This window comes from Agrobacterium sp. CMT1, assembly GCF_037203725.1.
In the GTDB taxonomy this organism is placed as follows: Bacteria; Pseudomonadota; Alphaproteobacteria; order Rhizobiales; family Rhizobiaceae; genus Agrobacterium; species Agrobacterium pusense.
The window spans coordinates 70,107-90,663 of record NZ_JBBCAR010000015.1; the positions used below are offsets into that span (position 1 = coordinate 70,107).

Below are 20,557 nucleotides of genomic sequence, written 5' to 3' on the forward strand. Positions count from 1 at the left end.
CACGCAGACGCGCATCGCCTGGATTCCCGTGACAGGCACAGGAATGAGGGAGCTTCTCGCCTCACCGCCGGAACGCCTGCTGCATGCGCTCCAGTTCCGGAATGCGCGCGCGCGTTTCCTGATATCCCCTATCGATGGCTTCACTGGCGCGATGGAATTCCGACAGGCCGATATCGTTGATGCGGGGATGAAGCATCAGATCGGGCGGATCACCTGCAAGACGCGAGCGCGATATCCTGTCCTGGATGATGTTGAAGGCCTGCACCATGACGCCCGGCAGGCCGGGGCGCGGCGCGCTGTCGTGCGGTGCGCCGCCGGGAGGTGCAGCGGCGTGCTTGACGACGGCGGAGCGGCCGAAGAGATCGTAATTGAGGTTTACCGCCACGACCAGCGCCTGCTCATAGGCCCGGCAGACCGAAACCGGCACGGGATTGACGAGGGCGCCATCGATGAGGGTGCGGCCGTTGCATTGCACGGGTTCGAAGATGCCGGGCAGCGCATAGGATGAACGCAAGGCGGTCACGAGATCACCCTGATGAATCCAGACTTCATGACCCGTGCGCAACTCCGTCGCGACGGCGATGAAGGGATGATCGAGGCTTTCGACGCGCAGCCCTTCCAGATGCTCCTGCATGCGTTTTGTGAGCCGCATTCCGCCGAAGAGCCCGCCGCCGCCGATCGTGAGATCCAGCAGGCCGGCAATGCGGCGCATCGTTAGTGAACGGGCGAATTCCTCAAGCTCATCGAGCTTGCCGGCGAGATAACATCCGCCAACCAGTGCGCCGATCGAGGTGCCGGCGATCATGCCGATCTTGACGCCCGCTTCATCCAGGGCCCGCAGGACACCGATATGGGCCCAGCCGCGGGCTGCGCCACCGCCAAGCGCGAGCGCTATCCGGTGTTTATCGACGATCTGTGTAACGGGCGGTTCATTGCCGATGACGTCGGTGTTACCCGCCGCAAGGTGGTTCTGACGATTTCCCCATCCCAACATGACCGCACTCCCTGCCAGTTCTTCGGGTTCCGCCCTTGGCCCCGGAACCCGCTATATTGGTAGCAAATTGGTGCGGCCGATGGAAGGCGGCGGTTTATGTGCCTGAATAGGTCGTCGCCGGATCGAAATGGCGCGTATCGTCGGTGATTTTCGTCACCGCCTGGCCATCAGCCAGTTCGACCGTGCGGTAGAAGCAGGAGCGGCGGCCGGTGTGGCAGGTGGCATCGTGGCCGGCGACCGAGACCTTCAGCCACACGGCGTCCTGATCGCAATCGGTGCGGAATTCCTTCACGGTCTGCAGGTTGCCCGACGTTTCGCCCTTCTTCCAGATCTTGTCGCGCGAACGGCTGTAATAGTGGGCGATGCCGGTCTCAAGCGTCAGCGACAGGGCCTGTGCATTCATATGGGCGACCATCAGCAGTTCGCCGTCGCGCGCATCGGTGACTACGGCTGTGACGAGGCCGTGGGCGTCGAATTTCGGCGAAAAGAGACCTGCGTTTTCAAGCGCTTCCTTGTCCGCGGGCGCGGACGGAAAGGGAATGGACATGGCAACCTCGGAAAATCATCTGGCGGAACGATGAGAGGGGCGGATGAAACGGAAGAGCGCCCGCCACTCTGAATTTTCTTGCGCATCGGATTTTCCGAAAGCCGCATTACGGCTTTCGGGCCGGTGCTTAACGGTTCCGCACCATGGTCATGAAGCGCACCTGTTCGGCCGGGTCGTTCTTGAACGTGCCGGTAAAGGAGGTGGTGAGGGTGGTCGACCCCTGCTTGTTGACGCCGCGCATGGACATGCACATATGTTCGGCATCGATCATGACGGCCACGCCGCGCGGTTTCAGGGTTTCCTCAATCGATCTTGCGATCTGCGCGGTCATGTTTTCCTGCGTCTGCAGGCGGCGGCCGAAGATTTCGACAACGCGGGCGATCTTCGACAGGCCAAGCACGCGACCGGCCGGAAGATAGGCGACATGCGCCTTGCCGACGATCGGCACCATATGGTGTTCGCAATGGGAGAAGAACGGAATGTCGCGCACCAGCACCACATCGTCATAACCGCCGACTTCCTCGAAGGTCGTGCCGAGCACGTCCTGAACATTCAGCTCGTAACCGGCAAAAAGCTCGCGATAGGCCTTGGCGACGCGCTTCGGCGTATCCAGAAGTCCTTCGCGGGCGGGATTTTCTCCAGCCCAGCGCAAGAGAACGCGCACTGCTTCTTCCGCTTCAGCCTGGCTCGGGCGAGCTTCAGCCACGTCGGGTTTTGCGCCAGCGCCGGGGAAATTCTTCACGATCGCATCCATTCCGTCTCTCCCGATGCGGGTAAAGGCCGCACCTGAATTCGTTTTACATCGCGAACCCATGTTCGCAGTTGCTGCTATCTGGTTGTTTTATAGCATTTTGGCAAGGCCGATGCTGTTTTTTCGGTATCGGAGCCGTTAATTTGATCACGGCTTGATGTCCAGAAAGCTCGTTAGCATATAATGAGAATGAAGGGCAGGAAAGCTTCACTGCGACAAACGCTGTGTTAGAAAAATTTGACCTGTCCTGTTTTGGGCATTCTTGAGCGCGCCGGGCACCAATGATGGACGATATCTACAATAATCGCATTCTGGACTTTGCCGGGAATATCCCGCTCATCGGCGTTCTTGAGGATGCTGACGCCAGCGCCGAGAAACACTCCCGGCTGTGCGGTTCGAAGCTGAAAGTCTATCTGAAAGTCGAAGACGGTATCGTAACGGCGTTTTCGCACGAGGTTCGTGCCTGTGCGCTCGGCCAGGCCTCCGCCTCCATTATGGCGCACCACATCGTCGGGGCCTCCAGCGGCGAAGTCCGGCAGGCGCGGGAAGACATGCTTGCCATGTTGAAACAGGGCGGCGATGGCCCGACGGGCCGTTTCGAGGATATGCGCGTTCTGTCACCAGTCAGGGATTTCAAGGCCCGCCACGCCTCCACCATGCTGACCTTCGAAGCCGTGGTCGATGCGCTCGACCAGATCGAAGGGCGCCAGGCTCTCGACGCCGCGGGTTAGGCAATGTGCGGCGAACCGGGCTGCCGGCACCAGCAGGCCGAGGTGAAAGCCGGGCGATCACGTAACTGGACCGGCAGCTTTGCCAGGACGCCAGGACGGCTTTTCGGTGTCGGCTTTATCAGGCTTTATCAATTGACGCTTTCCGGCTTCATCGGAAACTCCTGCCGCCATATCCCCACCTGTTCGGAATATGGCTACGAGGCGATCGCCCGCCACGGGCTTTGGGCCGGCGGCTGGATGACGCTGTTTCGTGTGGCGCGCTGCGGACCGGGCGGCACAAGCGGTCTGGATCCGGTGCCGGAAGTAATTGATGGAAGCAGGCGCTGGTGGATGCCGTGGCGCTACTGGAGCCGACATCGATGAATGACTATGTGGCCCTGCTGCACAGCATCGTTCTCGGCGCGGGCAAGCGGCTTGTCATGGCCGATCTCAGGGCCTTGGCGGAAGAGCTGGGATTTACCGACTGCAGGACGCTTGTCGCGACCGGAAATCTTGTTTTTCGCGCTGAAGCGGCACCTGTCCGCGAGATAGAGGACAGGCTGGAGCGCGCCTTCGAAGATCGCTTCGGCAAACATGTCGATATTCTCGTTCGTTCCGGCGGCGACTGGCTGAAGCTGGCGGCGGACAATCCCTTCGCCAAGGGCAATCCGCCGGATGTCTGCGTGCGGGTGATGCGTGAACCGCTTGGCGAAGGTATCCTTGGATTTCTCGATAAGTACCGCCGACAGGAGACGATCGCCGTAATCGGCGGTGACTTGTGGATCGATTTCAAGGGCAAACCGAGCGAGAGCAGGCTGCTGTCTGCGCTGACCACAAGAAGGCTCGGTATAGGCACGACCCGCAACGCCAACACGGTCAATGGTCTCGCGGAAATGCTTCGCTGAGCGGCCTTCACCTTTGACTGCAATGGCAAAAGCCTTTATCAGCCTGCGTGCCCGCCTGTCGCGGGCAAATCATTATTCCAACACCACCCGCATTCGTTGGCGGGACTGGACAGGAGCACTAGACGATGTCTGAAGCCGTTTCCCTTACATTTCCCGATGGTTCCGTCCGCAGCTACGCCCCCGGCACGACCGGCCGCGAGGTTGCCGAATCCATCTCCAAATCGCTCGCCAAGAAAGCCGTCGCCATAACGCTTGATGGCACCCTGCGCGATTTGTCCGACACCATCACCGATGGCAAGATCGAGATCGTCACGCGCGAAGACAAGCGTGCACTTGAGCTCATCCGCCACGATGCCGCCCACGTCATGGCCGAGGCCGTGCAGGAACTGTGGCCCGGCACGCAGGTGACGATCGGCCCTGTTATCGAGAACGGCTTTTATTACGACTTCGCCAAGAACGAGCCCTTCACGCCGGAAGATCTGCCGAAGATCGAAAAGCGCATGAAGGAGATCATTCAGCGCAACAAGCCGTTTACCCGTGAAGTCTGGTCGCGTGAAAAGGCCAAGGAAGTCTTCGCCGCCAAGGGCGAGAATTACAAGGTCGAGCTGGTCGATGCGATCCCGGAAGGTCAGGACCTGAAGATCTATTATCAGGGCGACTGGTTCGATCTTTGCCGTGGCCCGCATATGGCTTCCACCGGCCAGATTGGCACTGCCTTCAAACTGATGAAGGTGGCCGGCGCCTATTGGCGCGGCGACAGCAACAATGCAATGCTGTCACGCATCTATGGCACCGCCTGGGCGACGCAGGAGGAGCTCGATAATTACCTTCACGTTCTGGCCGAAGCCGAAAAACGCGACCACCGCCGTCTCGGCCGCGAAATGGACCTGTTCCATTTCCAGGAAGAAGGTCCGGGCGTCGTGTTCTGGCACGGCAAGGGCTGGCGCATGTTCCAGACGCTGACGGCCTATATGCGCCGGCGGCTCGCCAACACCTATCAGGAAGTCAACGCGCCGCAGGTGCTCGACAAGTCGCTGTGGGAAACCTCCGGTCACTGGGGCTGGTATCAGGAAAACATGTTCGCGGTGAAATCCGCCCATGCCTTTACCCATCCCGATGACGAGGAAGCCGATCAGCGCGTCTTTGCGCTCAAGCCGATGAACTGCCCCGGTCACGTGCAGATTTTCAAGCATGGCTTGAAGTCTTACCGCGAAATGCCGGTTCGTCTTGCTGAATTCGGCAATGTGCACCGTTATGAAGCGTCCGGCGCTTTGCACGGCCTGATGCGTGTTCGTGGCTTTACGCAGGATGATGCGCATGTCTTCTGCACGGAAGAGCAGATGGCGGCGGAATGCCTGCGGATCAACGATCTGATCCTTTCCGTCTACGAAGATTTCGGCTTCAGCGAAATTGTCGTCAAGCTCTCCACGCGCCCGGAAAAGCGCGTTGGTTCCGACGATCTGTGGGATCGCGCCGAAAGCGTGATGATGGAGGTTCTGAAGACCATCGAGGAACAGTCGGAGGGACGCATCAAGACCGGCATCCTGCCGGGTGAGGGTGCCTTCTACGGACCGAAGTTCGAATATACCCTGAAGGACGCCATCGGCCGCGAATGGCAGTGCGGCACGACGCAGGTGGACTTCAACCTGCCTGAGCGTTTCGGCGCCTTCTACATCGACCAGAACTCGGAAAAGACGCAGCCGGTGATGATCCATCGCGCCATCTGCGGCTCGATGGAGCGTTTCCTCGGCATTCTCATCGAGAACTTCGCCGGTCACATGCCGCTGTGGTTCGCACCGCTCCAGGTCGTGGTCGCGACGATCACCTCTGATGCGGATGATTATGGTCGTGAGGTTGCGGAAGCGCTGCGCGAAGCGGGCATGGCGGTCGAGACCGACTTCCGCAACGAAAAGATCAACTACAAGATCCGCGAGCACTCGGTGACCAAGGTTCCTGTCATCATCGTCTGCGGCCGCAAGGAAGCGGAAGAGCGCACCGTCAACATCCGTCGTCTCGGTTCGCAGAACCAGACATCGATGTCGCTTGAGGAGGCAATCACCAGCCTCGTGGACGAAGCGACGCCGCCGGATGTGAAGCGCAAGCTTGCGGCGAAGAAGCAGGTTGCCTAATAACAGTTACGGCCCCTTCGGGGGCCGTTTTGTTTGTGGGGATGTGCGGGTAATTTCACTGCCAAAGGCGACGCATTCAGCTCCGTCATCCCGGACTAGATCCGGGGTCCAGCGCGATCAAGTCGTTGATCGCGAAAGACTCTCTTCACGACGCAGACGCGTCGTCGCTGGATACCGGATCAAGTCCGGCATGACGGATGGATGTGGGTGACGCCTACTCGAAATCCCCGGACATCTCTTCCGGCGCCTGATCCTTCATCAGCACTTCCACATCCGAATCCCGGCCGGCGGTTACCTTGAAGTTGCGCTGGTAGACCTTGTCCTTGTTGCGGGCGATGGCGGTATATTCGCCTTCGGCCAGCACCATGGTCGAAAAGGCGCTGACGCTTTCATTGACAACGTCACCGCCGCCGTTCAGCACCGACCAGGCTGTATCGGCAATGGCTTCGCCGCCCGCTTCGGATACCAGCTTGAGGGTGATCTGTGCCGCCCGGTGCTGAAGGGTCGCTTCGGTCAGCTTGCCGGCTTCCACCTGGATATCGGCGCGCACGGAGGCGTTGGCGTTACCGTATTGGGAAACGACGTGATATGTGCCGGCATTGAGGCGCACGATGGTGTTCGGTTTAATGTCTTCCATAACCAGCCCGCGTTCGCCATCGGGACGGGCGTCGGAGGAATAGATAGAGAATTTCAGCTGGTTGGCGGAAATCTGCTTGTCGGATCCTGCAACGGCGTTCAGCACGAAACCACCGGCATCGAGAATGAGCACCTGTTTCTGGACGCTGCCGGAGGCAGGCACGTTGAGCTTCTTGGTGACACCTGCGCGGCCGAAAGCGACGTTGACGAAATATTCGCCCGGCACCAGATGGAATTCCGCCGAGCCGCCCTCTGAGCTTGCCAGCATCGGCAATTTACCGTCGGTGCCGGGGATGAGGCTGAATACGCGCCAGGACAGGCCTTCCTTCACCGCTTCGCCTTCGCCGGTCAGCTTGGCTTCCATGACTATGTCGCGGGCGGTGCTAGTCGGCGCGTTGGGGGCGGAGGGAGCGGTGAAAGCATTGAGTTTCGGCATTTTCGGCGTGCCGCCGAGTTGCTTGAAGTCCTTGAAGGCGTCCTGCGAAAAAGCAGCTTGCGATAACAGGCCAAGCGCGGCACATGCAATGGTCAGACGCGCCGCGATTTTGATTGCCGACATTTTCGATACCGATTGACTTCTTGATTTTCCCGGATCACTTCAAAACCAATGCCGTGGCTATTTCAAGGCCCATGTTTTTGCGATGACAGCAGAATGGAAGATTATTGATCATGACAAGTGATATCAAGCTCCTCGATTACCTCAGGGTTCGCCGTTCCACGCCGGCCCTGCAACTTGCCGAGCCGGGACCTTCGAAGACGGAAATTGAAGATATCCTGCGGCTCGCCGTGCGCGTGCCTGACCATGGTAAGCTTGCGCCGTGGCGTTTCGTGGTTTTCCGCGGCGAGGAGCGCGTCCGTCTCGGTGAAACGGCGCTTCGGATCGCACTCGAAAAGAACCCGGACCTCGACCTGCAGCAGCAGGAAGCCGAGCGCACCCGCTTCACCCGCGCACCCGTCGTCATTGCCGTCATCAGCACTGCAAAGCCGCATTTCAAGATTCCGGAGTGGGAACAGATCATGTCGGCCGGCGCGGTGTGCCTCAATCTCATCTTCTCAGCCAATGCCAGCGGTTTCGCAGCGAACTGGCTGACGGAATGGCTCGCTTTCGATCCGGCCTTTCTCGCGGAAATCGACGTCGATGCGGCGGAGAAGGTCGCCGGGTTCATTCATGTCGGTTCGACGACATTCCCGCCGGTGGAACGGCCTCGGCCGGAGCTTGCCGATGTCGTCACCTGGGTTGGGGACGTCTGATGTTCTACACCACGGACACCAACCAGCACGGCCTGCCGCATGATCCGTTCAAGGCCATCGTCGCGCCGCGCCCGATCGGCTGGATCGGCTCGAGGGGCAGGGAAGGTTCCCTCAACCTCTCGCCCTATTCCTTCTTCAACGCGATTTCGGACCGGCCGAAGCTCGTGATGTTCTCCTCCAGCGGCAGGAAGGACAGTCTGCGCAATGTCGAGGAGACCGGCGTCTTTACCGCCAATCTCGTCAGCCGCCATCTGGTAGACCGGATGAATGCGTCTTCTGCACCCGTCGCTTATGATGTCGATGAATTCGCCCTTGCCGGTCTTACCGCTGTCGATGGCCGCGTGGTGGATGCGCCTTTTGTGGGTGAGGCACTGGCGGTTCTCGAATGCCGGGTAACCCAGATTCAGCAGCTCAGGGACATTGACGGCGAGCCAGCGGATTCCTGGATGGTCATCGGTCAGGTCATGGCGATCCACATCGACGAAACGATCATTCGCGACGGGCGCATCGACATGGGACTTGCCCGTCCAGTGGCGCGCATGGGCTATATGGATTACTGCGATGGCGGCAGCGATGTATTCCAGCTGCAGCGCCCCTCTACTGCGCCGTAAATATAGGCCTTCTTCGGCGAGGGTTAATTTTTATGGTGAACCAAACGTAAACCATTTGCGCCTAAAGTTTTATACATGGTGGCGGCGATGATGCCGCCATCCATTGTATGAATGTGTTTCGAGGCTCAGGTGATCGTACAGGCATTTCTTCGCTGGTCTGAAAAGGCTGGATCGACCGAGCGGGCGAATGCCGCCAATGCTCTCGGCCGTGCCTATCTGCATTCCGGCATGGCGCGCGAAAACCGCGATGCTGCCTATATGGCGATGACCTATCTTCTCGACGATCCTTCGCCGCGCGTGCGGCTGGCGCTTGCCGAAGCGCTTGCGGACGCCCATGATGCGCCGCGTGCCATTATCGTTTCCCTTGCCGAAGACCAGCCGGAAATCGCCTGCACGGTAATCGCCCGTTCGCCGGTTCTGGCCGAGGCCGATCTGGTCGATCTGGCGGGGCGTGGTGAAAGCTTGACCCGCGCGCTCATTGCCGCCAGGCCCGGCCTGCCGCGCGGGGTCTGCGCCGCGCTTGCGGAAGTTGGCGACCTGCCCGAAACCACCATCCTGCTAGAAAATGACGAAGCCTTCATCACACCGTTTTCGCTCCGGCGCATCGCCGAACGTCACGGTTGCGACGCCGATATCCGTGATCTCCTGCTCCGCCGCGAGGCCTTGCCTGCCGATGCGCGTCATCTGCTCGTGGGCCGCGTAAGCGAGGCTCTTGCGGATTCCGCGCTGGTTCATGCGCTGATCACGCGCAACCGCGCCGACAGTCTTTTCCGCGAAGCGGAAGATTCCGCCACCATCCTGATCGCATCGAGCGTTTCCTCGCCGGAACTGCCGGCACTGGTGGAGCATCTGCGCCAGAGGCTGGAGCTGACGCCCGCGTTGCTCATCCATGCCGTCTGTTCGGGCCGGCTTGAGTTCTTCACGGCGGCCATGGTCAATCTCTCCGGTCTTGATGACCGCAAGGTGCGCGCCATTCTGGCCACGGGCCGGCCGCATGCGCTGAAGGCGCTGTTCCAGTCCATTGGTCTGTCGGGCGACGTCGTTGACGTCTTCATCGAAGCGACGCTGATGTGGCGCCGTGCCGCCCGCTCGCAGCTTCCTGAGGCGGCCGCCTCCGTCTCCGCCGAACTGCTGTCGCATTTCCGTGACGTGAGCGGTTCCGAAACGCTGTTCGAACTGTTGCACGCGGTGCGCAAGCTGAGCATTGCGGAAGAACGGCAGAAGGCGAGATATTATGCGCAGGCGCTGGCGGTGGAGGCGGCGTGAGGTCGGGTTAATTTTCGGCTGATACAAATCGCATGAGTATCATAATTTTCCCGGAGGGGGCATCCTCTCATCCTCATCCCCGTGCTTGTCACAGGGATCCAGTCAGCCCAAGTCCTTGGGCTGGAAGGTCTCTCTCCGCCGCGGAGACGCGCGTCGCTGGATTCCTGTGACAAGCACAGGAATGAGGGAAGATCGGTTGCCCGCAATCACTTATCGAACCGTTTGGCAATCCATGAATAGCTGTTTTCGACCATCCTCACAGGCGTTCCAAGGAAGTGCTTTATGCCTTCGGTGGAAGGAAGGACGCGGCTGACGCGGCCGATCGCCTGTTTGGTGAGACTTTCCTCTTCTTTCGGCGTCACTTCCGCCGTGGCCTGCTGGGCATCGGCCGGTGCTGGAGTGCCGGACTGCGTGCCGGCCGTTTGCGGGCTCTGTTCACCCGGTGTCTGGCACACGGCCACGACCACCGGATAGGACGCGTTCGCAAAACGCTCCAGCTCCTTTTCCGACACAGCGTCGCACAGTTCGATGCTCGTCCACCGCTGTTGCGAGATGGCGAGGTAATGGCAATCGGTGGCGCTGTCGTCGCAACCGAGAAAGGTCATGAGGACGAGGGCTGTTTTCATGGTGTGTGTTGCCTCTGTCGGGAATTATGCTCTAGAAACTCATCTATCCCGATTGCAGTGACATTACGACGAAATACGCATTTTTTTGAGAGAAGGCAGGCATCGCATTGGCCATCGAAATCAAGCTTGAGACACCCCGTCAGGACGCGGTTCTGCGCCTCGTCGACCTTTCCAATGCCTATATGGCGTCGCTTTACCCCGCAGAAAGCAATCATCTGGTCGATATCGGCGCGCTTGAGAAGGATAATGTCTCTTTTTTCGTGGTGCGGCATGGTGGCCGCGTGGTCGGCTGCGGGGCGCTGGTGGAAGCGGGCGATGGCACGGCTGAGGTCAAGCGCATGTTCGTCGATCCGGAGGCGCGGGGTCTGCGCATCGGCAAGCTGATCATGGATACGCTCATCGCGCGTGGTGAGGAGCTTGGCCTTTCTGCCATTCGTCTCGAAACCGGCATCAGCCAGCCGGAGGCGATAGGGCTTTACCGCAAGGCGGGTTTCGTGGAGATCGAGGCTTTTGCGCCCTATAAGCCTGATCCGCTCAGCCTCTTCATGGAGAAGGTGCTTTAAGTCGGCGGCACAGGTTCGCGGCCACTTTGCGGTGTCCAAAACGAAGGAATCCACGCGACATGAAACGCAGCGCGAGCGACGGATCGCGCCAAACACCCAACGTCATCCTCGGTGTGTCACGAGGATCTGCATCCGAGTGATTTTATCTGACGTGATTAGAACCTTGGCACAAGGTGAGGATGACGGCGATGGTGCATTTCCCGCTCTCCATCCGTTTCAGACGTGAATGAAAACTTAGAACTAAGAATGATCGCAACGCGCCGAGGATCAGGTCCCGTACCGGAGAAGCGATAGTTGCGGATGCGCAACGAGGCCGAGCATGGGCGGATGCGAGGTTCGCGGATATCTGCCGTTACCGGAGCTGCGGCGTCCGGCGCAGGCCTCAATCAGAAAGCGGCCTTCCGAAACGCCGTCGTTTCCTCGCTATTGTCCTCGAGCACGGCGACCTCGTCCAGGGCGTCACCCTGCGCAGGAGGCGGTGTCGGAGCTTCGGCGGCCGCGGAAAGTTCGACCTCACGAACCCATTCGCGCCAGATCGCAACCAGAAGCGCCATCAGCACCGGGCCGATGAAGAGGCCGAGGAAACCCATGGTCTTGACGCCGCCGACGAGGCCGAAAAACGTCGGCAGGAATGGCAGCTTGATGGGCCCGCCGACGAGTTTCGGGCGGATGGTCTTGTCAACGATGAAGAGTTCCACCGAACCCCAGACAAACAGGGCCAACCCGTGGGCGGGCGAGCCGCTGGCGACCAGATAGATCGACACCAGCGTGAAGGACAGAGGCGCACCGCCCGGAATGAGGGCCATGACGCCTGTCAGCACGCCGAGCGTGACGGGCGAGGGGACACCGGCGATCCAGTAGGCGATGCCGAGGATGATGCCTTCGCCGATGGCGATCAGCGTCATGCCGGTGACCGTGGAGCTGATGGTGGCGGGCACGACGCGGGAAATGCGTTCCCACCGCGTCGGCAGGATGCGCTCGCCGACCAGATCGACCTGACGGGTGAAACCGGCCCCGTTACGATAGACGAAGAACAGCGCGATCAGCATGAACAGCAACGTCAGCACCAGATGGAACGCGCCATTGCCGGCGGCGAGGATCGCCCTGTAGATATTGCCGATATTGGCGCCGCTGACGAGCTGGATCACTTCACCGATGGCGCCCGGCGTGCCGATATATTTCACCCATTGTTCGCCAAGCCATGGGCCGACGGCGGGAAGGGCGGCGATCCAGTCCGGCACGGGGGCGCCGGTCTTGTTGACATGCACTGCCCAGCCGAACCATTCGCGGATTTCGCTGGCCGTGTAGGAAGCGGCGATGAAGATCGGGACGACAAGGAAGGCGAGGATGAGAATGATGGCGATGGTGGCGCCGAGCGTGGTGTTGCCACCCACCTGCCGCAAGAGCCGTGTATAGACCGGCCAGCTGGCGAAACCGATGACGAGGGCGGCGAGAACCGGAACCAGGAAGCCGTGGAAGAAGTAGATGCCGGCCAAGGCAACGAGAACGAGCAGCCAGCGCGCAGCCGAAATGGGCGGGATCAGGGCGATCCGCGTCGGGCTGGCCGGACCAAGCCATCTCGGTTCGCCACTCTGCTTACGGCTGTCATTCTTACTCACGGCAGGCTCTTTCTCGCATTCTCCCCGAAGGGTGCATTCACTCTGTCACACCGATACATATAAGTGCAATATAATCGGATCACATTACCGTTGTGTGTTTATTGCTGAACCTATTGAACGATTTTGGTAAAAATAGAACATCGGTCTTGGCGCGCGCATTGAAATATGACAATTGAACTCCGTTTTTCTTGCGGCGTAAGGTTGCCGCGCCCGATCTCCAGGTCACGCTATGCTCCGCCGCTTCTTCGCCTATTATCGCCCCTATCGCGGTCTGTTCATTCTCGATTTTTCCTGCGCTGTCTTGTCGGGCGTACTGGAACTCGGCTTTCCGATGGCGGTGAAGGCCTTTGTCGACGTGCTGCTGCCGGGCGGTGAATGGGCTATCATCCTGGCCGCCTCCGTCGGGCTGCTCCTCATCTATGTACTGAATACCGGATTGATGGCGACTGTCACTTACTGGGGACACATGCTTGGCATCAATATCGAAACCGACATGCGCCGTCTGGCCTTCGATCATCTGCAAAAGCTTTCCTTCCGGTATTTCGACAACCAGAAGACCGGCCATCTGGTCGGGCGGCTGACCAAGGATCTGGAAGAGATCGGCGAGGTGGCCCACCATGGGCCCGAAGACCTGTTCATCGCCATCATGACCTTTATCGGCGCGTTCCTGCTGATGCTGTCGGTCAATGTGCCGCTGGCGCTCATCACCGCCGCCGTCGTGCCCGTCACCGCCTGGGTCACCAGCCGGTATGGCGGCCGCATGACGCAGAATTTTCGCGCGCTATACGGCCGTGTGGGGGATTTCAACGCCCGTATCGAGGAAAATGTCGGCGGCATGCGAGTGGTGCAGGCCTTTGCCAATGAGGATCACGAGAGGGCGCTGTTCGAAAAAGACAACCAGAAATACCGCCGCACCAAGCTTGACGCCTACAAGATCATGGCGGCCAGCACCTCGCTGAGCTACATGAGCATGCGGCTGACACAGATGATCGTGATGATCTGCGGCGCCTGGTTCGTGTTGAATGGCGACCTGACGGAAGGTGGCTTCGTCGGCTTCCTGCTGCTGGTCGGCGTGTTTTTCCGCCCGGTGGAGAAAATCAATTCGGTCATTGAGACCTATCCCAAGGGCATTGCCGGTTTCCGCCGGTTCACCGAGCTTCTCGACACCGCGCCCGATATTGTCGATGCGCCCGATGCGGTGGAAGCGCCGCTGCTGCGCGGCGATATCGAATACCGCCATGTGGGCTTCGGTTATGCCGAGGGCAAGCAGGTTCTGAGCAACATCGACCTGAAGATCAGCGCCGGCGAGACCGTGGCTTTCGTTGGCCCGTCGGGTGCGGGCAAGACGACGCTCTGCTCGCTGCTGCCGCGCTTTTATGACGTCACCAGCGGTGCGATCACCATTGACGGCATCGATATCAGAAAGATGAAGCTCGCCTCGCTGCGCAATCAGATCGGCATCGTGCAGCAGGATGTCTTCCTGTTCGGCGGCACGATCCGTGAGAACATCGAATATGGACGGCTTGGCGCTTCGGATGCGGAGATCATGGAGGCGGCGCGGCGCGCCCGTCTTGATGGCGTCATCGAGGCCATGCCGCTCGGGCTCGATACCGTCATTGGCGAACGTGGCGTCAAGTTGTCCGGTGGGCAGAAGCAGCGTCTTGCGATTGCCCGCATGTTCCTGAAAAATCCGCCGATCCTCATTCTCGATGAGGCCACCTCGGCGCTCGACACGGAAACCGAGCGGGCCATCCAGCAATCGCTGACCGAGCTTGCCAAAGGCCGCACCACCCTCGTCATCGCCCACCGGCTGGCGACGATCCGCGATGCCTCGCGCATCGTGGTGGTCGACCAGAGCGGCATCGCCGAAACCGGCGCTCATGCCGAACTCCTGGCTGCCAAGGGCCATTACAGCCGTCTGCACGAGGCGCAGTTCAGCGGTCATCTCGCGGGCCTCAGCTGACCGGCCCGCACGTCGCTCAGCCTTCTGCTGCCTGTTCTTCGACAATGCCGGGGTTCGGCTCCGGCTTGCCGGGATGGCTGCTGACGAGGTAACCCATGGCGACGGCGGCCGCGACGACGAAGAGCAGCAGGACACCGCTGATCGTCATCAGCCATTCGCGGGGCTTTCTGTGCCCCATGATATAGTTCGGCCACCGGCCTGGATGGTTCACCACGTCGTTATTCCGGTGCTGTCGCATGAACTTCCCCAGATTTAAGCGTTTTGGTGAAAGATCAACGCCAGCGCTACCGGGACTGTTCCGTTTGTGTGGCGAACAGGTGATGACAAGGACGTGAGTCCGGTCATTCTGTCTTGGGAAGGCCGATCAGGCGGATTGAATGGCGATGCGGTTGCCCTCGCTATCGGAAATCTCCGCGACGAAGAGCGCATCATTCACCGCCGTTTTGGGAAATAGGAGCTCGCTTCCACCGGCAAGAGCTTTGGCAATAACATCATCCACATCAGCGACGCTGAAATAGACGATTGCTCCATCTCGCGTCGGTACATAGGCCGGGCCTTCGGCAAGCGCGGCACTGGCGCCATTGCTGTTTTCGTCAAAAGGGAAATAGGCCATTCTGCTATCGTGGATCGCGACGATTTCGGCAAAGGGCACATTAAAAACCGCGCGATAGAAGCGGATCGCCCGATCAAGATCGGTCACGGGGATTTCGACATGGGCGACAATATTCATACGCTTCTCCTCAGCTGGACTGACGCACTTTCAAATTTCTGATGGCACCGATCTTTCTAGCGACGGCTGACATGGCGAGGCAATGGCGCGCGGTGTCAAGTAACCACATTGTCAATCGTCCAGCACCCGCGTGACCGGTCCCAGTGCCGGGAGAGGGCTAAGCGCCACATCGCGGCGTCAAAAGTCAGCTTGCGTCCTGCGTCTCTTTATGCGAATGATTTGCAATTGCATTAATCATATTTCCGTTCAGAAAGCGCATAGTATGGAGAAGCCAGTCTTTGGATGGCGGCGAAACGGCGACGATCTCTCGTTGTCCGACGTTCACAGCTCGATCCGCGTCAAGCCGAATGCCGGCACGTTTCGCCGGGCGATGGCGTTTTTCGGCCCCGGCTATCTCGTTGCCGTCGGTTATATGGATCCCGGAAACTGGGCGACGTCGCTCGCCGGCGGCTCCAGGTTCGGCTATACGCTGCTGACGGTTGCGCTGGTCTCGAACATCATGGCGATCGTGCTGCAATCGCTCTGCGCCCGTCTTGCGATTGCCTCCGGCCGCGATCTCGCCCAGGCCTGCCGTGACGCCTATCCGAAGCCGGTGGCCATGCTGCTGTGGCTGCTCGCCGAGATCGCCATCATCGCCACCGATATTGCCGAGGTGATCGGCACGGCCATCGGCCTCAACCTCATCTTCGGCATTCCGCTCGAACTCGGTGTTCTCATTACCGCACTCGATGTGTTCCTGATCCTTTATCTGCAGAGGCTCGGTTTCCGCTGGGTGGAGGCGCTGGTCATCACGCTGCTTGGTGTCATTGCCGTGTGTTTCGCCATTCAGGTAGCGCTCGCCGATCCTGACTGGGGGCAAGTGATCCTTGGTTTTGCGCCGACGACCGAAATCGTCACCAATCCTGACATGCTCTATCTGGCGCTCGGCATTCTCGGCGCGACCGTCATGCCGCATAATCTCTATCTGCATTCGGGCATCGTGCAGACCCGCGAAATCGGCGAGACAATTGCCGAAAAGCGCGAGGCGCTGAAATTCGCGACCCTCGATTCCACCATCGCCCTGATGTTCGCGCTTCTCATCAACGCATCGATCCTCATTCTGGCGGCGGCGACCTTCAACAAGGCGGGGCAGACTAATGTCGCCGAACTCGGCGAGGCGCATAATCTGCTGGCGCCGCTGCTCGGCCTTGCGATTGCGCCGACGCTGTTCGGCGTGGCGCTTTTGTGCTGCGGCATCAATTCCACCGTCACGGCAACGCTTGCCGGCCAGATCGTGATGGAAGGTTTTCTCAAGATGCGGCTCGCCCCCTGGCTGCGCCGCCTCATCACCCGCGCCATCGCCATCATCCCCGCCGCGGGCGTGACCATCTTCTATGGCGATAGCGGCACGGGCGAACTGCTGATCCTGACGCAGGTGGTCTTAAGCCTTCAACTCTCCTTCGCCGTCTTCCCGCTGGTGATGTTCACCGGTGACAAGGCCAAGATGGGCGAGCTGCGCTCACCGCTCTGGCTCTCAGGCTTCGCATGGCTGATCGCGGTGGTGATTGCGGCGTTGAATGTGAAGCTGCTGGTGGATTTTATCGGGTGAGGCGGGTCAGGCCGCGCCTTTACGGAGCGCGGCGGCCGTTTCGATGAGCGCTATTGCGGCCATGGCCAGAAACTCGACTTAACGAAAAGCGCAAGCCGATCTTCGAATATCGACGCCCGAAAAACCATTCGCCAAGAGAAGTTTACGGATGTCGCCTTCGCTCAGGGTTGCTTTAGGCCCGATTACTATTTCCTTTATCGCTTCTCGATGATCGTTTTGCTCACCAATAAACTTGCCAAACGGCAAGGCATGGTATTTTACCTCGCCGTCGTTCGAGTTCCTTGTTTTATACGGCACCCATGGTTTCTCGCGGCCGTTCAAAGAAACGGATATCGGGATATTATTTGGTGGGGGGTTGTTTCCCGAAGCGTAGGTAAGCCGAATTTCCCCTTCGTACTCCCAAGTCAGGTGTTTTAGGGAATTAACGATGGAAATCAGAGCCGTGCCAATCTCGATCTCTTTTTCAACATCACGAAAAATACTCTCTCCATAGATTTCAATTGGCTTAACGACCTCAGAAATGAGGTTGTATAGGTACTCTTCGCTGGCTTCGTCGACATAACGGACCTTATAAATCCGTCCATGCATGTCGGTTATAGCTCTGGGCCGAAAGCCTATCGCGTATCCGTCACCGGTGCCCCCATATTCTCTCCACATGTTGATGTCGTCTCAGTTAGGAGTGAAACAAGCGGTATAACAACGTGCGTCTTTGAAATACGCCGTCATCTTTGAGGTCATCTGTGCGAGAGCCCTCGCATTTTCACTAGTATATTCTTTATGGCCTATTTCATAAGTCACACGTTGAAGAGTGTCCAAACCCATTTGGATATCTCTTGGGTCATTGGAGGCTTGGAGATCCGAAAGCCACAACTCGTGAGAGCTTATAATTCCCTTAAGGCCGCTCTCTGGAGTGTAGTGATACATTGTTTTTGTTGGAATGTACTCTAAGTATGCCATATCCTACTTTGTTCCTATTACGAATTCACCCGCCTTAAGGGCGGGTGAATATAAAAACTCTTCTATGTAATAGAATATAAAGCGTAGTTTTTAGCTGCAACCGCTCGTCGCACCACAAGTATCGCACTTCTCGCAAGTGCCGTTCCGCACCATCGTGAAGTTCTGGCATTCCGAGCACATGTTGCCCGTATACCCTTGAGCGATCGAGCGCATGCGGCGTTCGTTTTCGACCTTCTTGGCTTCCGTCTTGGCCGAAGCAGCGTCTGCGGCGGCCTTGTCGGAGAAGAGGGCGGTTGCCGTCTGCTGGGCTTCCTGGACGACCTCGTCGATCACTTCTTCGGCGATTTCTTCGGCCAGTTCCTTGGCGCGCTCTTCATAGTCCCGCTTGAAGGAGACGATTTCGGAGGTTGCGATGGCGACTGTCGGTTCCAGCTTGCGGGCTGCGGAGCCTGCAAACGAGGTCACGTTGGCCGAGGCGCGGGCAGGGGCTGCCGTTGCCGATCCCTTGGGCTCGGAAGCGGTGCGTTCGCCGTCATTGCGGGACACGATGGTCGGCTTGTAACCGCGGGTCCAGCCGGTGGAAACGAGGTTGGTCTTGCCTTCCTGGATACCCTTGCCGAGCGCCGTGTTGGAGAAGTCGGACGTATCGACATGGGCGAGATCGTGGCGGCCGAGATAGGAAACGGCGAGTTCGCGGAACACGTAGTCGAGGATCGACGTGGCGTTCTTGATCGCGTCGTTGCCCTGCACCATGCCGGCCGGTTCGAACTTGGTGAAGGTGAAGGCCTCCACATATTCTTCCAGCGGCACGCCATATTGCAGGCCGAGCGAAATGGCGATGGCGAAGTTGTTCATCATTGCGCGGAAGGCGGCGCCTTCCTTGTGCATGTCGATGAAGATTTCGCCGATGCGGCCATCACCGAATTCACCGGTGCGCAGATAGACCTTGTGACCGCCGACAGTTGCCTTCTGGGTGTAACCCTGACGGCGGTTCGGCAGCTTTTCACGCTCACGCGAGACACGCTCGATAACGCGCTCAACGATCTTTTCGGTGATCGTCACGGCTTGCTGTGCGGCGGGCTGCTGGATCAGCTCTTCGATCAGGTCTTCTTCGTCCTCGTCTTCCACCAGCGACGCGTTGAGCGGCTGGGAAAGCTTGGAACCATCGCGGTAAAGGGCGTTGGCCTTCAGCGCCAGCTTCCAGGAAAGCATGTAGGCTGCGCCGCAATCCTCAACCGTCGCATCGTTCGGCATGTTGATCGTCTTGGAGATCGCGCCCGAGATGAAGGGCTGAGCCGCCGCCATCATGCGGATATGCGATTCGACCGAGAGATAACGCTTGCCGATCTTGCCGCAGGGGTTGGCGCAATCGAAGACGGGCAGGTGCTCGTTCTTCAGGAACGGTGCGCCTTCCAGCGTCATCGCGCCGCAGACGTGAACGTTGGCCGCTTCGATGTCCTTCTTGCCGAAGCCGAGGTGCTCGAGCAGGTTGAAGCTCATGTCGGAGAGCTGCTCGTCGGAAACCTTCAGCGTTTCCTTGAGGAAGTCGGCGCCGAGCGTCCACTGGTTGAAGACGAACTTGATGTCGAAGGCGCTCTTCAGCGCGCCGTTGACGGCTTCGATCTTCTCATCGGTGAAGCCCTTGGCCTTCAGCGTCGAGGGGTTGATGCCGGGAGCCTGGTTGAGATTGCCATGGCCGACGGCATAGGCCTCGATCTCGGCGATCTGGCTTTCGGAGTAACCGAGCGAACGCAGCGCATCCGGAACGGCGCGGTTGATGATCTTGAAGTAACCGCCACCGGCGAGCTTCTTGAACTTCACCAGCGCGAAATCGGGCTCGATACCGGTCGTGTCGCAATCCATCACGAGGCCGATCGTGCCTGTGGGTGCGATGACGGTGGTCTGGGCGTTGCGGTAGCCGTGCTTTTCGCCAAGTTCCAGCGCCTTGTCCCAGGCGGCCGTTGCGTGGGCGATCAGGTCCTGATCCGGGCAGTCGCCATGGATGAGTGCGACCGGGTTGACCGACAGGCCCTCATAACCTTCCGACTGGCCAAGGGCGGCGCGGCGGTGGTTGCGGATGACGCGCAGCATGTTTTCGCGGTTCGGCGCAAAGCCCGGGAAGGGGCCAAGCTCGCCGGCCATTTCGGCCGAGGTGGCATAGGACACGCCGGTCATGATGGCGGTGAGCGCACCGGCAATGGCGCGGCCTTCGGCGCTGTCATAGGGAATGCCGGAGGACATCAGGAGGCCGCCGATATTGGCGTAACCGAGGCCCAGCGTGCGGTACTCATAGGAGAGTTCGGCGATCTGGCGCGACGGGAACTGCGCCATCATGACGGACACTTCGAGCACGACGGTCCACAGGCGAACGGCGTGTTCATAATCGGCGATATCGATGCGCTTCGTCGCCTGATCCTTGAACTGCAGAAGGTTCAGCGAGGCGAGGTTGCAGGCCGTGTCATCGAGGAACATGTATTCCGAGCACGGGTTGGACGCGCGGATCGGTCCGGCCGCCGGCGAGGTGTGCCAGTCGTTCATCGTCGTGTTGAAGTGCAGACCCGGGTCGGCAGACGCCCAGGCGGCGTGGGAAATCTTTTCCCAGAGGTCGCGGGCCTTCAGCGTCTTCATGACCTTGCCGTCCTTGCGGGCGGTCAGGTTCCAGTCACCGTCATTTTCGACAGCGCGCAGGAAATCGTCCTTCAGCGAGACGG

The 20,557-nt window shown here is 59.5% G+C and carries 20 protein-coding genes; 10 read left to right on the top strand and 10 right to left on the bottom strand.

Annotated features, from left to right (window positions below; translation table 11 throughout):
* Positions 1-61: 61 nt before the first annotated feature.
* The 3 genes from WA845_RS17980 to folE all read right to left on the bottom strand — a co-directional run bounded on the left by WA845_RS17980 (position 62) and on the right by folE (position 2,295).
* Positions 62-994, bottom strand: a complete 933-nt coding sequence (locus WA845_RS17980; protein ID WP_004442259.1) for a patatin-like phospholipase family protein — start codon at positions 992-994, stop codon at positions 62-64.
* 94 nt (positions 995-1,088) lie between these two features.
* Positions 1,089-1,541, bottom strand: a complete 453-nt coding sequence (hisI, locus tag WA845_RS17985) for a phosphoribosyl-AMP cyclohydrolase (protein WP_006698834.1) — start codon at positions 1,539-1,541, stop codon at positions 1,089-1,091.
* Between the two features lie 127 nt (positions 1,542-1,668).
* The gene (folE, locus tag WA845_RS17990) at positions 1,669-2,295 is read right to left on the bottom strand and encodes a GTP cyclohydrolase I FolE (RefSeq protein ID WP_003495569.1); all 627 of its coding nucleotides are present in this window, start codon (positions 2,293-2,295) and stop codon (positions 1,669-1,671) included.
* A gap of 281 nt (positions 2,296-2,576) precedes the next feature.
* Between folE and WA845_RS17995 the strand changes: the two genes are divergently transcribed.
* The 4 genes from WA845_RS17995 to thrS all read left to right on the top strand — a co-directional run bounded on the left by WA845_RS17995 (position 2,577) and on the right by thrS (position 6,036).
* Entirely contained in the window at positions 2,577-3,023 is a 447-nt protein-coding gene (locus WA845_RS17995) for an iron-sulfur cluster assembly scaffold protein (protein WP_035210771.1), read from the top strand.
* A gap of 3 nt (positions 3,024-3,026) precedes the next feature.
* Positions 3,027-3,386, top strand: coding sequence for a membrane protein insertion efficiency factor YidD (yidD, locus tag WA845_RS18000; RefSeq protein ID WP_072494454.1), 360 nt, complete (start codon positions 3,027-3,029; stop codon positions 3,384-3,386).
* Positions 3,383-3,907 (top strand): DUF1697 domain-containing protein, encoded by a 525-nt coding sequence (locus WA845_RS18005; RefSeq protein ID WP_004442236.1) that lies wholly within the window; start codon positions 3,383-3,385, stop codon positions 3,905-3,907. The genes yidD and WA845_RS18005 overlap by 4 nt, the downstream gene beginning before the upstream one ends.
* Before the next feature lie 125 nt (positions 3,908-4,032).
* Entirely contained in the window at positions 4,033-6,036 is a 2,004-nt protein-coding gene (thrS, locus tag WA845_RS18010; RefSeq protein ID WP_004442234.1) for a threonine--tRNA ligase, read from the top strand.
* Between the two features lie 214 nt (positions 6,037-6,250).
* On the opposite strand, the gene WA845_RS18015 is transcribed toward thrS, so the two are convergent.
* Positions 6,251-7,231 carry a hypothetical protein gene (locus WA845_RS18015; protein ID WP_337322527.1) on the bottom strand — a complete coding sequence of 327 codons (981 nt, stop codon included), beginning with the start codon at positions 7,229-7,231 and terminating at the stop codon, positions 6,251-6,253.
* A 110-nt stretch (positions 7,232-7,341) separates the two neighbouring features.
* Between WA845_RS18015 and WA845_RS18020 the strand changes: the two genes are divergently transcribed.
* The 3 genes from WA845_RS18020 to WA845_RS18030 all read left to right on the top strand — a co-directional run bounded on the left by WA845_RS18020 (position 7,342) and on the right by WA845_RS18030 (position 9,800).
* A complete protein-coding gene (locus WA845_RS18020) occupies positions 7,342-7,923 on the top strand; it encodes a nitroreductase family protein (RefSeq protein WP_045533741.1) in 582 nt (193 codons plus the stop codon).
* Positions 7,923-8,534, top strand: a complete 612-nt coding sequence (locus WA845_RS18025) for a flavin reductase family protein (RefSeq protein ID WP_112554512.1) — start codon at positions 7,923-7,925, stop codon at positions 8,532-8,534. The genes WA845_RS18020 and WA845_RS18025 overlap by 1 nt, the downstream gene beginning before the upstream one ends.
* Positions 8,535-8,645: 111 nt before the next feature.
* Positions 8,646-9,800: a DUF2336 domain-containing protein gene (locus WA845_RS18030; protein WP_112554510.1), complete on the top strand. Its 1,155-nt coding sequence runs from the start codon at positions 8,646-8,648 to the stop codon at positions 9,798-9,800.
* Positions 9,801-10,006: 206 nt separating this feature from the next.
* Here WA845_RS18030 and WA845_RS18035 read toward each other — a convergent pair whose 3' ends face one another.
* The gene (locus WA845_RS18035) at positions 10,007-10,426 is read right to left on the bottom strand and encodes a hypothetical protein (RefSeq protein WP_112554508.1); all 420 of its coding nucleotides are present in this window, start codon (positions 10,424-10,426) and stop codon (positions 10,007-10,009) included.
* Between the two features lie 107 nt (positions 10,427-10,533).
* On the opposite strand from WA845_RS18035, the gene WA845_RS18040 reads away from it, so the two are divergent.
* Positions 10,534-10,989, top strand: coding sequence for a GNAT family N-acetyltransferase (locus WA845_RS18040; RefSeq protein ID WP_037093660.1), 456 nt, complete (start codon positions 10,534-10,536; stop codon positions 10,987-10,989).
* A gap of 386 nt (positions 10,990-11,375) precedes the next feature.
* Here the strand turns inward: WA845_RS18040 and WA845_RS18045 are convergent, their stop codons facing one another.
* Entirely contained in the window at positions 11,376-12,608 is a 1,233-nt protein-coding gene (locus tag WA845_RS18045) for an AI-2E family transporter (RefSeq protein ID WP_006698841.1), read from the bottom strand.
* A 229-nt stretch (positions 12,609-12,837) separates the two neighbouring features.
* Here WA845_RS18045 and WA845_RS18050 point away from each other — a divergent pair, with 229 nt between their 5' ends.
* Entirely contained in the window at positions 12,838-14,571 is a 1,734-nt protein-coding gene (locus WA845_RS18050; protein ID WP_004442215.1) for an ABC transporter ATP-binding protein, read from the top strand.
* A gap of 16 nt (positions 14,572-14,587) precedes the next feature.
* Here the strand turns inward: WA845_RS18050 and WA845_RS18055 are convergent, their stop codons facing one another.
* Both WA845_RS18055 and WA845_RS18060 read right to left on the bottom strand, forming a co-directional pair.
* Positions 14,588-14,809 carry a hypothetical protein gene (locus WA845_RS18055; RefSeq protein ID WP_004442209.1) on the bottom strand — a complete coding sequence of 74 codons (222 nt, stop codon included), beginning with the start codon at positions 14,807-14,809 and terminating at the stop codon, positions 14,588-14,590.
* Between the two features lie 126 nt (positions 14,810-14,935).
* Positions 14,936-15,301, bottom strand: a complete 366-nt coding sequence (locus tag WA845_RS18060) for a VOC family protein (protein WP_112554506.1) — start codon at positions 15,299-15,301, stop codon at positions 14,936-14,938.
* Between the two features lie 262 nt (positions 15,302-15,563).
* On the opposite strand from WA845_RS18060, the gene WA845_RS18065 reads away from it, so the two are divergent.
* The gene (locus WA845_RS18065; RefSeq protein WP_162699380.1) at positions 15,564-16,889 is read left to right on the top strand and encodes an Nramp family divalent metal transporter; all 1,326 of its coding nucleotides are present in this window, start codon (positions 15,564-15,566) and stop codon (positions 16,887-16,889) included.
* A gap of 78 nt (positions 16,890-16,967) precedes the next feature.
* On the opposite strand, the gene WA845_RS18070 is transcribed toward WA845_RS18065, so the two are convergent.
* Positions 16,968-17,546, bottom strand: a complete 579-nt coding sequence (locus WA845_RS18070) for a DUF2971 domain-containing protein (protein WP_112554502.1) — start codon at positions 17,544-17,546, stop codon at positions 16,968-16,970.
* Between the two features lie 390 nt (positions 17,547-17,936).
* Positions 17,937-20,557, bottom strand: a 2,621-nt coding sequence (locus WA845_RS18075) for a TSCPD domain-containing protein (protein ID WP_337322528.1), incomplete at its 5' end; no start/stop codon positions are given.

Excerpts from the sequence above, each read along its gene's own strand:
- WA845_RS17980 (WP_004442259.1), bottom strand. The coding sequence starts at position 994 with ATGTTGGGATGGGGAAATCGTCAGAACCACCTTGCGGCGGGTAACACC.
- hisI (WP_006698834.1), bottom strand. The coding sequence starts at position 1,541 with ATGTCCATTCCCTTTCCGTCCGCGCCCGCGGACAAGGAAGCGCTTGAA.
- folE (WP_003495569.1), bottom strand. The coding sequence starts at position 2,295 with ATGGATGCGATCGTGAAGAATTTCCCCGGCGCTGGCGCAAAACCCGAC.
- WA845_RS17995 (WP_035210771.1), top strand. The coding sequence starts at position 2,577 with ATGGACGATATCTACAATAATCGCATTCTGGACTTTGCCGGGAATATC.
- yidD (WP_072494454.1), top strand. The coding sequence starts at position 3,027 with ATGTGCGGCGAACCGGGCTGCCGGCACCAGCAGGCCGAGGTGAAAGCC.
- WA845_RS18005 (WP_004442236.1), top strand. The coding sequence starts at position 3,383 with ATGAATGACTATGTGGCCCTGCTGCACAGCATCGTTCTCGGCGCGGGC.
- thrS (WP_004442234.1), top strand. The coding sequence starts at position 4,033 with ATGTCTGAAGCCGTTTCCCTTACATTTCCCGATGGTTCCGTCCGCAGC.
- WA845_RS18015 (WP_337322527.1), bottom strand. The coding sequence starts at position 7,231 with ATGTCGGCAATCAAAATCGCGGCGCGTCTGACCATTGCATGTGCCGCG.
- WA845_RS18020 (WP_045533741.1), top strand. The coding sequence starts at position 7,342 with ATGACAAGTGATATCAAGCTCCTCGATTACCTCAGGGTTCGCCGTTCC.
- WA845_RS18025 (WP_112554512.1), top strand. The coding sequence starts at position 7,923 with ATGTTCTACACCACGGACACCAACCAGCACGGCCTGCCGCATGATCCG.
- WA845_RS18030 (WP_112554510.1), top strand. The coding sequence starts at position 8,646 with ATGTGTTTCGAGGCTCAGGTGATCGTACAGGCATTTCTTCGCTGGTCT.
- WA845_RS18035 (WP_112554508.1), bottom strand. The coding sequence starts at position 10,426 with ATGAAAACAGCCCTCGTCCTCATGACCTTTCTCGGTTGCGACGACAGC.
- WA845_RS18050 (WP_004442215.1), top strand. The coding sequence starts at position 12,838 with ATGCTCCGCCGCTTCTTCGCCTATTATCGCCCCTATCGCGGTCTGTTC.
- WA845_RS18055 (WP_004442209.1), bottom strand. The coding sequence starts at position 14,809 with ATGCGACAGCACCGGAATAACGACGTGGTGAACCATCCAGGCCGGTGG.
- WA845_RS18060 (WP_112554506.1), bottom strand. The coding sequence starts at position 15,301 with ATGAATATTGTCGCCCATGTCGAAATCCCCGTGACCGATCTTGATCGG.
- WA845_RS18065 (WP_162699380.1), top strand. The coding sequence starts at position 15,564 with ATGGAGAAGCCAGTCTTTGGATGGCGGCGAAACGGCGACGATCTCTCG.
- WA845_RS18070 (WP_112554502.1), bottom strand. The coding sequence starts at position 17,546 with ATGTGGAGAGAATATGGGGGCACCGGTGACGGATACGCGATAGGCTTT.